The organism is Streptomyces sp. NBC_01515 (assembly GCF_045040345.1).
GTDB lineage: Bacteria > Actinomycetota > Actinomycetes > Streptomycetales > Streptomycetaceae > Streptomyces.
This window is the reverse complement of sequence record NZ_CP109416.1, coordinates 8,284,291-8,298,148: the sequence shown is the minus strand read 5'-3', so window position 1 is coordinate 8,298,148 and position 13,858 is coordinate 8,284,291. Positions and strand designations below refer to the sequence as shown.

At 70.5% G+C, this 13,858-nt stretch carries 15 protein-coding genes; 4 read left to right on the top strand and 11 right to left on the bottom strand.

Annotated features, from left to right (window positions below; translation table 11 throughout):
- Positions 1 to 516, bottom strand: a complete 516-nt coding sequence (locus tag OG407_RS37545; protein WP_405864141.1) for a YceI family protein — start codon at positions 514 to 516, stop codon at positions 1 to 3.
- A 122-nt stretch (positions 517 to 638) separates the two neighbouring features.
- On the opposite strand from OG407_RS37545, the gene OG407_RS37540 reads away from it, so the two are divergent.
- Positions 639 to 1,130: a MarR family winged helix-turn-helix transcriptional regulator gene (locus OG407_RS37540; protein WP_403584364.1), complete on the top strand. Its 492-nt coding sequence runs from the start codon at positions 639 to 641 to the stop codon at positions 1,128 to 1,130.
- Between the two features lie 7 nt (positions 1,131 to 1,137).
- On the opposite strand, the gene OG407_RS37535 is transcribed toward OG407_RS37540, so the two are convergent.
- From OG407_RS37535 to OG407_RS37495, 9 genes are all read right to left on the bottom strand, one after another.
- Positions 1,138 to 1,737 carry a sigma-70 family RNA polymerase sigma factor gene (locus tag OG407_RS37535; protein WP_405864139.1) on the bottom strand — a complete coding sequence of 200 codons (600 nt, stop codon included), beginning with the start codon at positions 1,735 to 1,737 and terminating at the stop codon, positions 1,138 to 1,140.
- A 123-nt stretch (positions 1,738 to 1,860) separates the two neighbouring features.
- A complete protein-coding gene (locus OG407_RS37530; RefSeq protein WP_405864137.1) occupies positions 1,861 to 2,454 on the bottom strand; it encodes a hypothetical protein in 594 nt (197 codons plus the stop codon).
- Between the two features lie 143 nt (positions 2,455 to 2,597).
- Positions 2,598 to 3,272, bottom strand: coding sequence for a 4-carboxy-4-hydroxy-2-oxoadipate aldolase/oxaloacetate decarboxylase (locus tag OG407_RS37525; RefSeq protein ID WP_405864135.1), 675 nt, complete (start codon positions 3,270 to 3,272; stop codon positions 2,598 to 2,600).
- An 18-nt stretch (positions 3,273 to 3,290) separates the two neighbouring features.
- Complete coding sequence (locus OG407_RS37520; RefSeq protein ID WP_405864133.1) at positions 3,291 to 4,505, bottom strand: aspartate transaminase; 1,215 nt, start codon at positions 4,503 to 4,505, stop codon at positions 3,291 to 3,293.
- Positions 4,506 to 4,510: 5 nt separating this feature from the next.
- On the bottom strand, positions 4,511 to 5,254 hold the full coding sequence (locus OG407_RS37515; RefSeq protein ID WP_033283926.1) for an SDR family oxidoreductase: 744 nt from the start codon (positions 5,252 to 5,254) through the stop codon (positions 4,511 to 4,513).
- An 88-nt stretch (positions 5,255 to 5,342) separates the two neighbouring features.
- Positions 5,343 to 6,653 (bottom strand): MFS transporter, encoded by a 1,311-nt coding sequence (locus OG407_RS37510; RefSeq protein ID WP_405864131.1) that lies wholly within the window; start codon positions 6,651 to 6,653, stop codon positions 5,343 to 5,345.
- A gap of 214 nt (positions 6,654 to 6,867) precedes the next feature.
- The gene (locus tag OG407_RS37505; protein ID WP_405864129.1) at positions 6,868 to 7,854 is read right to left on the bottom strand and encodes a biotin-dependent carboxyltransferase family protein; all 987 of its coding nucleotides are present in this window, start codon (positions 7,852 to 7,854) and stop codon (positions 6,868 to 6,870) included.
- The gene (locus OG407_RS37500) at positions 7,847 to 8,683 is read right to left on the bottom strand and encodes an allophanate hydrolase subunit 1 (RefSeq protein WP_405864127.1); all 837 of its coding nucleotides are present in this window, start codon (positions 8,681 to 8,683) and stop codon (positions 7,847 to 7,849) included. Before OG407_RS37500 ends, OG407_RS37505 begins: the two co-directional genes overlap by 8 nt.
- A 5-nt stretch (positions 8,684 to 8,688) precedes the next feature.
- Positions 8,689 to 9,468, bottom strand: coding sequence for a LamB/YcsF family protein (locus OG407_RS37495; RefSeq protein ID WP_405864125.1), 780 nt, complete (start codon positions 9,466 to 9,468; stop codon positions 8,689 to 8,691).
- Between the two features lie 294 nt (positions 9,469 to 9,762).
- Between OG407_RS37495 and nac the strand changes: the two genes are divergently transcribed.
- Positions 9,763 to 10,677: a nitrogen assimilation transcriptional regulator NAC gene (gene nac, locus OG407_RS37490; protein WP_328677671.1), complete on the top strand. Its 915-nt coding sequence runs from the start codon at positions 9,763 to 9,765 to the stop codon at positions 10,675 to 10,677.
- 131 nt (positions 10,678 to 10,808) lie between these two features.
- Entirely contained in the window at positions 10,809 to 11,801 is a 993-nt protein-coding gene (locus OG407_RS37485; RefSeq protein ID WP_405864123.1) for a 2-hydroxyacid dehydrogenase, read from the top strand.
- Between the two features lie 10 nt (positions 11,802 to 11,811).
- Here the strand turns inward: OG407_RS37485 and OG407_RS37480 are convergent, their stop codons facing one another.
- Positions 11,812 to 12,696 (bottom strand): helix-turn-helix transcriptional regulator, encoded by an 885-nt coding sequence (locus OG407_RS37480; RefSeq protein ID WP_405864121.1) that lies wholly within the window; start codon positions 12,694 to 12,696, stop codon positions 11,812 to 11,814.
- A 155-nt stretch (positions 12,697 to 12,851) separates the two neighbouring features.
- On the opposite strand from OG407_RS37480, the gene OG407_RS37475 reads away from it, so the two are divergent.
- A complete protein-coding gene (locus tag OG407_RS37475; RefSeq protein WP_405864119.1) occupies positions 12,852 to 13,769 on the top strand; it encodes an alpha/beta hydrolase in 918 nt (305 codons plus the stop codon).
- Positions 13,770 to 13,858 lie beyond the last annotated feature (89 nt).

Genomic DNA, 13,858 nt, shown 5'->3' with positions numbered 1-13,858 from the left:
TCAGGCGGCCGTACGCACGAAGCGGAGCGTGGTGGTGACGGTGGTCAGGCCGCGCAGCATGCCCAGCTGGTTCCAGCCCAGGCCGAACTGGTCGCGGTCCACGGTGAATTCGGCGTCCAGCGTGAGCGCTTCGCCGGTCGTGTCCTTGAGGCGGGCCGTGAAGGTCTGCGGGCGGCTGATGCCGTGGACGGTCAGCTGACCGACGACGTGCACGGTGTCGCCGTCACGCAGTTCCGCGCTGCGCACCGCGAAGGTGATCTCCGGGAACTTGTCGGTGTCGAACAGGTCGGCGGACCGCAGATGCTTGTCGCGCTTGGCGTTCTTGGTGTCCAGGGAGGCGGCGTCCAGGGTCAGCGTGCCGATCGCGGAGCCGTCGCCCCGGACCTCGCCCTGACCGCTGACGGTGCCGAAGACGCCCTTCACATTGACCAGGCCCCACATCGTCTTGTGACTGATGCCCACGGTGGAGGCGGCCTGGTCTAGCTGCCACACCCCGGTCTCGACGGCGACGGTCATGATCTCTCCCACTGGTTCCAGTAGTCCAAATTTGAATGAGCCTTACGAGCCTCAAGCTAGCCCATTATCCAAATCTGGACAACCACCTCCTCCAAAATTGGACAACAGGTAGACTCGACACCATGGCCGACCCCGCTGAGCACCCTGCCGACCAGCCCCAATGCCCCTCCGTGCGGGGCGACGGGCTGCTCCCGCCCGAGCTGCGCGCCTGGATGCTGCTGCTGGCGGCGACAGGTGCGGTGGAGCAGGAGCTGCGCTCGGTCGTGAAGGGGAACCTCGACGTCTCGCACGACGAGTTCCTGGTGCTGTGCCTGCTGGCAGAGCAGCCCAAGGAAGGGCTGCGGATGACCCGGATCGCGGAGCTGCTGGGCCGCCCCAAGACCCGGCTGACCTATCAGATCGCCTGCCTCCAGCACGCGGGCCTGGTCACCCGCAAGTCCGTCTGCGGCGACAAGCGCGGCATCGAGGTCGCCCTCACCGACAAGGCGACCCAACTCCTGCGCGAGGCCTCCGAGTCACTCGCCGAGACGGTCAGGCGCGGGCTCACCCAGTTCGTGGGGCGCGAGCAACGGGAGGCGCTGAACGCGCTGTTCCCGGATCGCGCCGCCACCTGACGCCGCTCTAAAGGGCGTTGGGGGCACCCCCGTCCGCCAGCAGGCCCAGGAGTGTCGCCCGGGCCCGCGCCACCCTCGAACGGACCGTACCCACAGGGCAGTTGCTGAGTTCCGCCGCCTCCTCGTAGGGCAGGCCCAGGAGTTGGGTGAGGAGGAACGCCTCGCGGCGTTCGTCCGGCAGGACGGCGAGGAGGTCGAGGAGCGCCACCCCGTCGTCGAAGCCCGGAAGGCCCCGGGGCTGGGCCAGTTCCACGGCGAGTTGCCAGTCCTGGACGTCGGACAGGCGGGGGCGGGCGGCGGCGCGGCGGTAGCTGTCGATCACCGCGCGGCGGGCGATGGACAGCAGCCAGGTGCGGGCCGAGGAGCGGCCCTCGAAGCGGTGCAGGCTGCCGAGCGCCCGTAGGAACGTGTCCTGCGCGAGGTCGTCGACCGCCTGCGGGTCGGCGCAGAGGTGGGAGACGTAGCGCAGCACGTCACGGTGCAGGGCGCGCACGAGGTGGTCGACGGCGGCGGAGTCGCCGTGGCGGGCGGCCAGCGCCCAGTTGGTCAGTGACTCGTCGCTCGACTCCGTCACGTCGGGCGATGCGGGCAGGGTGGGAGTGCTCACCTGAGGTCCTTCTCGGTCACCGTGAAAGGGGATCGGCCGTCCCGCGCCGCCCGGAAGAGGCGTGGCGCGGGGGTACGGCCCAGGCCCGAGGCGCGTAGGCGCGGCCCGGGATACCGGCTGTCGTCAGGCGACAGCGGTCCCCGGGGGCGGACCCCGAGAGGTGATCGCGTGGACGAGAAGGAGAAGCCGCGGCGCCCGCTCGGAACGGGGGCGGCGCGGACGGAGCCGCGGGCGGTGCGGCGGGGCGGGAAGCGCGAGCAGCAGTCGTAGCGGAGCGATCAGCCGTCCGGCCACGGCCCGCAGGACGCGGAACGCGGCGCGCTCGCCGTGGGCCAGCCACAGACCGCAGAGCAGGGCGGCGAGGAGGTGGGCGGTGAGCATGCCGGGCGAGGTGCCGGTGGTGGTGGCCGACATATGGCCCATGTCCATGGAGTCCGTGGCGCTCATGTGCATGGAGCCCATGTCGGCCGAACCCATGTCCATGGACACCGGCTGTCCTGTCGTGGGTTCCGCCAAGGAGAACGCCGAGTGGAGGGCGGCCTGGGCGGCGACCACGAGGGTCACTATCAGGGGGAGGCCGCGTTCACGGCCCGCCAGGGACCAGCCGGCCGCGCCGGTCGCGGCCAGGCCGGTGGCCAGTGCCCAGGCCGGTACGTGGTGGCCGGACATCAGGACGTGGGCCAGGGCGGCGAGCACGACACAGACGGCCGCGAACATCGCGGCCCTCACTGTGCGCGCACACCACCCTGCCGTCATGGCGCCTCATCCTGGCATCCGAACCTTGGTCTCAGCCGTGGGTACGGTATTTCCCGGCCCGGTGCTCAGTGGTGGTGACGGTGATGGTCGCCGCGGGGCCGGTCCTACTCCTCGATGACGAGGCCCTTCGCGGCGAGTACCGGCGCGAGGTCGCACATCTCGACGACCGTCTTTCCCGCGCGGTACGCGGCGATGAACCCGGCCTCGGCGTCGACCCGTTCCTGCGAGCGGGCGGCGGCCTCGGCCGCGTCCTCGCGGCGGACGACGACCACGCCGTCGGCGTCGGCGCGCATGATGTCGCCGGGGCGGACGAGCACGCCGCCGACGGTGACCGGCTCGCACATCGGGCCGACGGTCTCCTTGACCGTGCCCTTGATGGAGACGCTGCGGGAGAAGACCGGGAAGCCCAGGGCGCGCAGGTCCTCGGTGTCGCGGACGCCCGTGTCGGTGATCAGACCGGCGAGGCCCTTGGACTGGCAGGCGTTGGCGAGGACGTCGCCGAAGGAGCCCGCCTCCTCGTAGTTGCCGGCGGACACGACCACGACGTCGCCGGGCCGCGCGTAGGCGATGGCGGTCTGGAGCATGAGGTTGTCGCGCGGGGCGCACTGCACGGTGAACGCCGGGCCGCACAGGGACATGGTGCGGTCGACCGGCTTGATGGCCGAGTCCAGCGCCCCGAGGCGGCCCTGCGCCTCGTGGACGGTGGCCGAGGAGAAGGCGCTCAACTGCTTGACGACGGAAGGCTCCGGCCGGTCGAACTTCGTGCTGACGCGGATCATGACGACCTTTCGGAGGGATCAGGCGGTGGGTGCGGAGGTCAGTTCGGCGCAGGCCGTCGCGATGCGCTCGCAGGCCTCGGTGAGCACGTCCGTCGACGTGGCGAACGAGATACGGAAGTAGCCGGGGGCGCCGTACGCGGCTCCGTGGATCACCGCGACCTGCCGGCTGTCGAGGAGGTGGCGGGCGAAGTCCTCGTCGTTCCCGATCCGGGCGCTGGCAGGCGTGAACCGGCCTATGGCTGCCTGGCAGTTGACCAGGAGGTAGAAGCCGCCGTCCGGGACGGTGCAGCTCAGCCGCGGGACGTCGTTGATCAGCTTCACGGTCTCGTCGCGGCGGGCGCGGTAGACGCGCACGGTGTCCTGGACGAAGTCCTGCGGCCCGGTGAGCGCGGCGGCAGCGGCGGCCTGGCTCACCGAGGAGGGGCACGAAGAGGTCTGGGACTGGAGGGTGTTGATCGCCGTCACCAGGTCGGCCGGGCCCATTCCGTATCCGATACGCCAACCCGTCATCGCGTACGTCTTGGAGACACCGTTGGTGAGGAACACCCGGTCGGCCAGGCGGGGTTCGACCGCCGCGAGGGACGGGGCGTCCTCGTCGCCGTACCAGATCTCGTCGTAGATCTCGTCGGTGAGGACGCCGACGTTCGGGTGGGCGAGCAACACCTCGGCCAGGGCGCGGAGTTCGGCGGTGGTGTAGGCCGATCCGGTCGGGTTTCCCGGGGTGTTGAGGACGACCCAGCGGGTGTTCTCGGTGATGGACGAACTCAGCCGCTCCGGGGTCAGCTTGAAGCCCTCCGCCTCCGGGCAGTCGACGATGACCGGGGTGCCGTCGTTGGCGCGGACCATGTCCGGGTACGACACCCAGTACGGGGCGGGGACGACGACCTCGTCGCCCTCGTCCAAAGTCGCCATCAGGGCGAGGAAGATGACCTGCTTCGCGCCGCCGCCGACGGTGATCCGCGCGTCGGTGACGTCCAGGCCGTGGCGCTCGCGGAGTCTGCCGGTGATCGCGGCGCGCAGGGCCGAAGTGCCGTTCACCGGCGTGTACTTGGTCTCGCCCGCCTCGATGGCCTTGATCGCGGCGGCCTTGACGTGGTCCGGTGTGTCGAAGTCGGGCTCGCCCACGGTCAGGTCGAGGATGGTGAGCCCCTGGCTCTTCAGCTCGCGGACGCGCTGGGCCGCCGCGGTGCTCGGCGAGGGCTTGATGCGGCCGAGGCGCTCTGCCGTCTTCACGGTGATCAGCCCTCCCTGCGCTCGAAGTTGAGGCCGCCGGGCACCTGGAAGGTGGGCAGGATCTCGATGTGGCCGATGTTGACGTGCCGGGGCGAGTCGACGGCGAACTCGATGGCGTCGGCGATGTCCTCGGGCTTCAGGGACTCGTAGCCGTCGTAGAACTCGCGCTGGGCGGCCTCCATGTCGCCCAGCAGGCGGCCGAAGATCTCGGTCTCCACGCGGCCGGGGCAGATCTCGCTGACGCGGACGCGACGGCCGTAGCCGTCGACGCGGAGCTGGCGGGAGAGGGTGTGCACGGCGGCCTTGGTGGCGTGGTAGATCGTGTTGCCGCCGAAGTTGTAGACGCCGGCGATGGAGCTGATGTTGACGATGTGGCCGCGGTCGCGCTCGACCATGCCGGGCATCAGCAGCCGGACCAGGTGCAGGACGGCCTGGATGTTGACGGCGATCTGCTCGTCGATCGCGAACTCGTCGGCGGTGAGGATGTTGCCGGTGCGGGAGACGCCCGCGTTGTTGACGAGGACGTCGATCTCCAGGCCGTCGAGGACGGCGGTGAGCGCCTCGGTGTCGGTGATGTCGACGGCGTGCGGGATGCAACCGGTCTCGTCGGCAAGGGTGTTGAGCCGGTCGGCGTTGCGGGCCACGGCGTGGACTTCGAGGCCGCGCTTGGCGAGCCGTTCGACGACCACGGCTCCGATGCCGGTCGACGCTCCGGTGACGAGGGCCGTCCTGTAGTCGGAGATGGGCATGCTGAGGGCTCCTTGCTGTGCGGGGTGGGGGGCTTGTGCGGGTGGGGCTTGTGCGGGCGTGCGGGTGCGGGTGCTTTTTTTGGGGGCGTCAGGCGTCGCGCAGGGGCAGGTGCGCCCGGTCCGTCACCCGGGAGACGGCGATGAGCGTGCCGAGTGCGGTGATGACGGCGTAGAAGGCCGGCATGTTGACGTTGCCCGTGCGGTCGATCAGGTAGGTCATCAGCAGGGGGGCCGTGCCGCCGAAGAGGGCGGAGGAGACGTTGTAGCCCAGGCCGTAGGCGGAGTAGCGCACCCGGGTCGGGAAGAGCTCGACGAGGAGTATGTGGATGACACCTGTGTGGCCGGCGAACACAACGGCCATGACGCAGGCGCCGATCACGGCGAGGGCCACGTTGCCGGTGCCGATCAGCAGGTAGCAGGGGATGCCGACGATGGCCATCGCGACGGCGGATCCGGCGAGGACCTTCTTGCGGCCGATGCGGTCGGAGAGGCGGCCCATGTAGGGGATGGCGATACAGATCGCGACCAGGCTGGAGGCGGTGACGAGGAGGCCCTGGACCTTGCCGAAGTGCAGCTCGGTGCTCATGAAGGTGGGCATGTAGCTGAACAGGACGTAGTAGCCGGAGCCGTTCATCAGGGGGATGAAGAGTGCCAGCAGCATGGCGCGGCGGTGCTCGGCGGAGGCGAAGGCCTCCTTGAGCGGGTTCTTGGAGAGGCCGTCCTCTTCTTTCAGGCGGGTGAAGTTGGGGGTGTCGCTGATGCGCTTGCGGATGTAGATGCCGGCGATGCCGAGCGGCACGGCGAGCAGGAACGGGATGCGCCAGCCCCAGGACTCCATGCGCGCGGTGCCGAGGCCGCTGGTCATCGCGGCGGCCACCAGGGTGCCGGTGAGCAGGGCGAGGAACGAGGCGATCTGCGCGTAGCTGGTGTACAGGCCGCGCTTGCCCTCCGGGGCGTGCTCGGCGAGGAAGCTCATCGCGCCGGAGGCCTCGCCGCCGACGGAGAAGCCCTGGGCGACGCGGAGCAGGATCAGCAGGGCGGGTGCGGCGATGCCGATGCTGGCGTAGCTGGGCAGTACGCCGATGGCCGCGGTGGCGGCGCTGATCAGCAGGATGACGAAGACCAGCATGCGCTGGCGGCCGATGCGGTCGCCGAGGTGGCCGCAGATGACGGCGCCGAGGGGGCGGAAGAAGAAGGAGACGGCGTAACCGAGGAAGACGAGCTGGACGGCGTTGTCGGAGCCGGGGAAGAAGACGGCGGCGAGGGAGCCGGCCATGAAGCCGAAGATGCCGTTGTCGTACAGCTCGGCGAAGATTCCGACGCAGCCCGCGAGGGTGACCTTGCGGGCGGTTCTGGGGTCGACCGTGTTGGGGACTGGCTGAGCGGCCACGGTGCTCATGGCGTCTCCTGTCTGGGGAGCGGGGTTGGGGGAAGGGCGTTGCGGCTCCGTGCGGGGTGCTTCCAGCGGGGTGGCGGGGAGCGGGTGAGTGGGTGCGGGTGGGTTTTGTGCGGGTGAGCGGGGGTGAGTTGATTTCGTGCGGGCCGGTGGGGGCTGGTCGCGCAGTTCCCCGCGCCCCTTCGTTAGCGGGCCTGTGTTGGAAAGGTGAGGGGCGTCAGGCCTCCGCGGGTGCGCGGATGCGTAGGGCCTCGAAAGCCGTGTGGACTCTGGTTCTCAAGGCGTCGATCTCGTGGCGTTGGGTGCGGTGGGCGGTGACTGCCTGGTCGAGGGTGCGGTGGCGGAAGTGGATGGGCTGGCCGGGGCGGACCTGGCCCAGGGCGGAGAGGCCGGTGGCGGTGACCACGGCGAGGACGGGGTAGCCGGCCGTGACGCCGCGACCGCGGTGCAGGACGAGGAGTTCGTCGCCCGCGGGTACTTCTACGGCGCCGATGGGGACGCCGCGGGAGAGGACCTCGCCCTGGGTGACGCGGCGGGGTACCGCGCCCTGGAGGCGCAGGCCGATGTGGTTGCTTCGCGGGGTGACCGTGAAGGGGGCGTCGAACAGGCGCCGGCCCGTGTCGCCGAACTCGGCCCGGTCGGGGCCGTCGGTGACGTCGATGGTCCAGCTGGTGGGGAACGGGGGGACCGGCGCCTTCAGGCGGAACAAAGGGATGCGCGAGAAGGGGTGGTCGATCGGCGGGCAGGCCGTGCGCAAGGTGAGTTCGTCACCGGCGCGGAGAGCGGGGCCGAAGCCGAGGATCGTGTCGGGGGCGCAGCTGCCCTGGAGGTAGTCGGCCTCGAACGAGCCGAGTACGGCCAGGTAGACGCGGAGGCCCCTGTGGATGCCGGTCACGCGAATGGTTTCGCCTGCCCTGACGGGGATCGGTTCCCATTGCGGACGTACGACTCCGTCCACGGTTACGTCAGCCGGGGCGCCGGTCACCGCGATCAGGACGTCGCCCGAGGGGACGCACGCGAAGTCCAGGGCGGTGATCTCCAGCAGCGGGGCCCGGTCGTGGTTGCCGCACAGGACGTTGGCGACGCGTGCCGAGTGCTGGTCGGCGGCTCCGTTGGCGGGCAGGCCGTAGCGGGAGCGGCCGACGCGGCCGAGGTCCTGGACGGTGACGATGCCGGCGGTGCGGACGGTGAGGATGTCAGCCATGGCCGCCTCCCCGGCCCACCAGGTCTACCGGGTCCGTACAGTCCGCCAGGCTCAAGTCGGCGTAGTCGTCCCACTGTTGGGGCTCGATGGGGCGGAAGCGGAAGGTGTCGCCGGGGCGGTACGCGGTGATCGGGTCGCTGTGCAGGTCGAGGACGCGCACCGGGGTGCGGCCCAGGAGCGGCCAGCCGCCGGGGGACGGCATCGGGCAGATGACCGCCTGGCGGCCGGCTACGGCTACCGAGCCGGGGGCGACCTTGGTACGGGGTGAGGCCAGCCGCGGTACCGGTTTCGGGAAGGGCGGGCCGTCCGTCATCGGGGCTCCGGCGGGGGCGCCGAGGCAGCGCACGGTGAGGTCGCAACCGGAGTGCAGGGCGATGATCTCGCCCTCGGTCAGGCCGAGTTGGGCGGCGACCTCGGGGAGGTCGGGGCCGTACTCGCCGCCGTAGACGACGGGAACGACGAAGCGGCGCGGGGGTGTGGTGGGCGCGGGGTGCGGGCCGAGGCGGGCCGCCTCGTGGGCCAGGACGCGGCGGACCGTGTCGTGGTCGGTGGCGGCGCAGTCGAACTCGACGAGCAGGGCGTCGTAGGTGGGCACCACGTCGTGGACACCGGTGAGTTGGACTTCGTTCAGGGCGTCGGCGAGGGCGTGGACGAGCTGCCAGGCCTGTTCGGCGGCGAGGCCCACGGCCTTGGCGACCAGGGCGGAGTCGCCGCAGTCGGCGATGGTCACGTTGGCGTTGGCATTGGCGTTGCTGCCGTTGCCGTTGCCGTAACTGTCTTTTGTAGTGGGCCCGTTCACGATCGGGCCGTCCGCGAGGAGGCTGTTCATGTCGGTCATCCCTTGCCGCTCAGGACTTTGTCGAGGGTCGTGATCTCGACGCCGGCGGCGAGGAGTTGCTCGCGGATGCGCGCGGCGAGCGCGATGGCGCCGGGGCTGTCGCCGTGCAACAGGACGGTGTCGCAGGCGACTTGGACGTCCGTGCCGTCGACGCTGTGGATGACGCCCTCGGTGACCATGCGCAGCGTGCGCCGGGCGACCTCGTCCGGGTCGTGGATCACGGCGCCGGGCTCGGAGCGGGGCACGAGCGTCCCGTCGGCGCGGTAGGCGCGGTCGGCGATGCCCACGATCCCGACGCGCAGGCCACGGGCGCGGGCCGCGTCGGCCAGCTCGCCGTCCTGCGCGAGGACGATCAGCGACTCGTCCAGGGCGGCCACGGCGTCCACGACGGCACGGGCGTAGTCGGCGCGGACGGCGACCAGGTTGCCGAGGCGGCCGTGCGGGGCGACGTGGTGGACGCGGGTGCCGTGGGCGACGGCGAAGGCATGGAGGGCGCCGATCTGGTAGAGCACGTCCGTGCGGACCTCTTCCGGCGTGAGGTCCATCGCGCGGCGGCCGAAGCCGACCAGGTCGGGAAAGCTCGGGTGGGCGCCCACGGCGACCCGCTTCTCCACGCACGTCCGCACGGTCGCGTCCATGATGCGGGGATCACCGGCGTGGAATCCGCAGGCGATATTGGCGGACGTCAGCAACTCCAGGAGGGCTGCGTCGTCGCCCATTGTGTAGGCGCCGAATCCCTCGCCTAGATCGGCGACGAGATCAACCATGGGAGTCATGACGTCCTCCGGGAGGGAATGCCGGAAAGGGGGAATTCCGGGGCGGGGAATTCTGGATGACAGATGCCAGCACGTCTTCGTGACACCGGGAACGGAGAATGTTCCGGGGCGGGTGTTCCTGTCCGGATGTTCCGGTCAACTTATTCCGCCGGTCGCGTGATCGCCAATATGCGTTCGGTCTGGCGTTATCGCGAACGGCTATGACTCCCCTCACAGCCTCCACCCATCGGGGCTGTGCTTCGGGGTGAACGCTCCCTACGATGAGGCTTCGCTCCATCTGGAAGGCCCCGCGCAATGGACACCAGGCGTCTCTACTCGTTCATCAAGATCATCGACGCGGGGAGCATCACGCGCGCGGCCGACATCCTGCACATCGCCCAGCCGGCACTGAGCCAGCAACTGTCCGCGCTGGAGGCGCAGTTCGGGCAGCAGCTGCTGATCCGCAGCAAGCGCGGGGTCGCCCCGACCGAGGCGGGCCGCGCCCTGTACCTGCACGCCCAGCTCATCCTCCGCCAGGTGGACCTCGCCCAGGCCGCCGTCGACGTCTCCGGCCGGGCCCCCGCAGGCAGCGTCTCGGTCGGCCTCGCCCCGTACAGCCTGGGCGCGGCCCTCGCCCTGCCCCTCCTGAAGAGCGTCCGCGAGCGCTACCCGGACATCCTGCTGCACATCAACGAGAACTTCGGCGGCGTGATCAGCGAGGCGATCATGACGGGCCGCATGGACATGGCCTTCATCTACGGCGCCGGGCCGCTCCGGGGTGTCCAGTTCGAACCCGTCCGCACCGAGGACCTCTACCTGATCGGCGCGCCCGGCGACACGGCGCCGCCGGGGCAGGGCGAGGTGAAGCTGGCGGAGCTGGCCGGCCTGCCCTTGCTGCTGCCCAGCCGTATCCACACGATCCGGCAGGTCGTGGACGCCGCCTTCCAGCAGGCCTCGCTCCGGCTGAACGTGGTGGGTGAGGTCGAGTCCGCGCTGACCCTCGTCAACGCCGTAGACGCGGGCATCGGCGCGACGGTCCTGCCGTGGTCGGCGGCGCGGGCCATCCTCGACGTCCGCGAGCTGTCCGTGCGGCGGATCGTGGAACCCGTCATCACGGTCAAACTCTCCGTGGTCACCTCGGACAATCAGCCGCTCTCGGAACCCGCGCTGGCCGTGCACGACCTGTTCCTGGAACTGATCGACACCGACAGGAATAAGGACGACCAATAGCGTCACACGAATCCGCTATTTGTCTCCGGTGACCGCCGCGGCTAGCGTCTTTCGAATAATCCGCCCGGCCGGTAATGCACGGCTGTACATGGCTGTAGGTGGCTGTACATGGCTCGTCACTGGAGAAGAACATGAAGAATCGTGTCCTCGCCACCCGTGAAAACCTGCCCGGTGAAGGCCTGCGACGCCTGTCCGAGAACGCGGAGCTGGTGGCCTGGCCCGGTGCCGACAAGCCCGGTCCCGCCGACCTCGCCGCGATGGCCCGTGGCGTGAGCGGTGTGCTGGCCCTCGGCAACGATCCCGTGGACGCCGCCCTGATGGACGCGGCGGGCCCCTCGCTGCGCGTCATCGCGCTGGCCAGCATGGGCTTCGACAACGTCGACCGCGCTGCCGCCGCCGAACGGGGCATCGTCGTCACGCACACGCCCCGCGTCCTCGCGGAGACCACCGCCGACCTCACCTTCGCGCTGATCCTCGCCGCCCGCCGCCGCCTCGGCGCGGCGTCCGCGAGCCTCGCGGACGGCTCCTGGGGACTGTTCCGGATGCACGACTATCTCGGCCTGGACGTCCACGGAGCCACCCTCGGCCTGGTCGGCTACGGCCAGATCGGCCGCGCGGTCGCCCGCCGCGCCCACGGTTTCGGGATGCGCGTGATCCATCACGACCCGTACGCGCCCGACGACGACCTGTCGACCTCGGTCGGCCTGGCCGCGCTGCTGGCCGACTCCGACGTCGTGTCGTTGCACGTGCCGCTCACCGACGAGACCCGCCATCTGATCTCGGCCCGCGAACTGGCCGCGATGAAGCCCACGGCCACGCTGGTCAGCACCTCACGCGGCGGAGTCGTGGATGAAGAGGCCTTGTTGGACGCCGTACGTGAGGGGCGCGTGCACTCCGCCGGGCTCGATGTCTTCGAACGGGAGCCGATGGGAACGGAGTTGTCCCCGCTGGTGGCCGAGCCGAACATCGTCACGCTGCCGCACATCGGGTCGGCGACCGAGGCGACCCGGGCCGCGATGGTCGACCTGGCGGTGGACAACATCCTCGATGTCTTGGCCGAACGGCCCGCTCGGACGCCCCTGCCCGGCAGTTCGGCGGTGGCGGGCACGCCGGTCGGCGGCTGAACGCGCCAGTTCACCCCGCCTGAGTGCTGCTGAGACCGGCCCACTGCAACAGGAACCGCAGCGCATCCTGCGAGGGCGAGTCCGGTGGGGCCGTGTACGCGACGAGGAACTGGTCCGGGTGCGTGTCGACGGTGAACTGCTGCACGTCGAGGGTGAGTTCACCGGCGACCGGATGGACGTATGTCTTGGTGAGCTGTCGCGGTCCCCGGACCTGATGCTCGGCCCACCAGGTGCGGAAGTCCGGGTCGCGGGCGCCGAGTTCGGCGATCAGGGTATCAAGTGCCGGGTCGTGCGGGGTGCGGCCCGCCTCCATGCGCAGCACGGCGACGCACTCGCGGGCGGCCCGGGGCCAATCGGCGTACAGCGCCCGGAAGTCGGCATCGAGGAAGGTGAGCCGGATCAGGTTGCGCTCGGCCGGGGGCAGGGCGCCGAAGTCGGTGAGCAGGGCCGTGGCCGCGCGGTTCCAGGCGAGGACGTCCATGCCGCGGTGCAGCACCATCGCCGGGACGTCGTGCATGGTGTCCAGCAACTGCCGTAGCCGCGGGGCGACTTCGGAGCGTCCGGGTAGCCGGGTGGACGCTCCCGGCGCGACCTCGGCCAGCGTGAAGAGGTAGGCGCGCTCGTCGGGGGCGAAGTGCAGCGCGTCTGCGAGTGCGTCCAGGACGGCGCGGGAACCCCGGCGGGTGCGGCCCTGTTCCAGGCGGACGATGTAGTCGACGCTCACGTGCGCGAGAAACGCCAGTTCCTCCCTGCGCAGCCCGGAGACGCGCCGCAGTCTGCCGTCGTCGGGGAAGCCCGCCTGGTGCGGGTCGCGGTCCGCGCGGCGGGCGCGCAGGAAGTCGCCGAGTTCATTGCCGGAGGGGGCGGCGGGGGACGACGTTTCACGGTCTGCCATGAGCCCAGTGTCCCCGGGTCGGCGGGGGCGTGCCTGGTACAGAACCGCATAGGCAGAGCCGTCCCTGGTGGTGCCGGGTGGGGCGGGGCGACGGTGGGGCATGGCCGTAGACCGGCTTCCCTCCCCTCTCCTCACCTCCGACTGGAGTGCATCCCATGCGTACCGATGTCACCTTCCTCAGCGCGGGCCTGAAGCTCGCCGGTCATCTCTACACCCCGGACGGGGAGACGCCGGGGGTGCCGCGGCCCGCGATCGTGGTCGGGCATCCCGGCACCGGAGTGAAGGAACAGGCCTCCGGTCTGTACGCCCGCCTGCTGGCCGAGCAGGGTTTCGTCACGCTCGCCTTCGACGCCGCCCACCAGGGCGGGAGCGAGGGTGAGCCGCGCGGTCTGGAGGATCCGGGGCAGCGGGTCGAGGACCTGAAGGCCGCCGTCTCCTTCCTCGGCACCCTCGACGAGGTCGACCCCGGCCGCATCGGGGCGCTGGGTATCTGCGCCTCCGGCGGCTACGCCCTCGCGGCGACCGCGACCGACCCGCGCATCCGGGCCGTGGGCGCGGTCAGCGCCGTAGACATGTCACGGCAGTTCCGGCTCGGCGCGGACGGTGCCCAGGACCCGGCCGTCGTGGAGGGCATGCTGGCCGCCGCCTCCGCGGCCCGTACCGCCGAGGCCCACGGCGCGGACGTCCAGCGGTTCCCGGTCTTCCCCGCCACCGAGGAGGAGGCGCGCGCGGGCGGCCCGCATGCCTACGAGGGCTGGGAGTACTACTGCACTCCGCGCGCCCAGCATCCCCGCTCGGCCAAGTCGCTGACCTGGACGAGCGTGGATCGCATCGCCGCCTTCGACACGTTCGCGTCCGTCGCGCTGATCGCCCCGCGACCGCTGCTGCTGATCGTCGGGCGGGCCGCGGTGACGTCCTGGATGAGCGTGGAGGCGTACCAAAAGGCGTACGGGTCAAAGGAGTTGGCGTGGATCGAGGGCGCTTCGCACGTCGATCTGTACGACAAGGACGAGTACGTGGCGCCTGCCGTGGAGAAGCTGGACGACTTCTTCGCCGCACACCTGGCCGCGTGAACCGGTGAGCAGCGCGAGGCGTGTGATCCAGTAGACAGCCAAAACTACACAAGTAACTTGGCAAAGTTACTTGTGTAGTTTTACCTTGG

Bases quoted from the DNA above. Each gene is read 5' to 3' on its own strand.
- OG407_RS37505 (WP_405864129.1), bottom strand. From the start codon at position 7,854: ATGGCTGACATCCTCACCGTCCGCACCGCCGGCATCGTCACCGTCCAG.
- OG407_RS37480 (WP_405864121.1), bottom strand. From the start codon at position 12,696: ATGGCAGACCGTGAAACGTCGTCCCCCGCCGCCCCCTCCGGCAATGAA.
- OG407_RS37485 (WP_405864123.1), top strand. From the start codon at position 10,809: ATGAAGAATCGTGTCCTCGCCACCCGTGAAAACCTGCCCGGTGAAGGC.
- OG407_RS37530 (WP_405864137.1), bottom strand. From the start codon at position 2,454: ATGTTCGCGGCCGTCTGTGTCGTGCTCGCCGCCCTGGCCCACGTCCTG.
- OG407_RS37475 (WP_405864119.1), top strand. From the start codon at position 12,852: ATGCGTACCGATGTCACCTTCCTCAGCGCGGGCCTGAAGCTCGCCGGT.
- OG407_RS37515 (WP_033283926.1), bottom strand. From the start codon at position 5,254: ATGCCCATCTCCGACTACAGGACGGCCCTCGTCACCGGAGCGTCGACC.
- OG407_RS37495 (WP_405864125.1), bottom strand. From the start codon at position 9,468: ATGACTCCCATGGTTGATCTCGTCGCCGATCTAGGCGAGGGATTCGGC.
- OG407_RS37540 (WP_403584364.1), top strand. From the start codon at position 639: ATGGCCGACCCCGCTGAGCACCCTGCCGACCAGCCCCAATGCCCCTCC.
- nac (WP_328677671.1), top strand. From the start codon at position 9,763: ATGGACACCAGGCGTCTCTACTCGTTCATCAAGATCATCGACGCGGGG.
- OG407_RS37500 (WP_405864127.1), bottom strand. From the start codon at position 8,683: ATGAACAGCCTCCTCGCGGACGGCCCGATCGTGAACGGGCCCACTACA.
- OG407_RS37510 (WP_405864131.1), bottom strand. From the start codon at position 6,653: ATGAGCACCGTGGCCGCTCAGCCAGTCCCCAACACGGTCGACCCCAGA.
- OG407_RS37545 (WP_405864141.1), bottom strand. From the start codon at position 516: ATGACCGTCGCCGTCGAGACCGGGGTGTGGCAGCTAGACCAGGCCGCC.
- OG407_RS37525 (WP_405864135.1), bottom strand. From the start codon at position 3,272: ATGATCCGCGTCAGCACGAAGTTCGACCGGCCGGAGCCTTCCGTCGTC.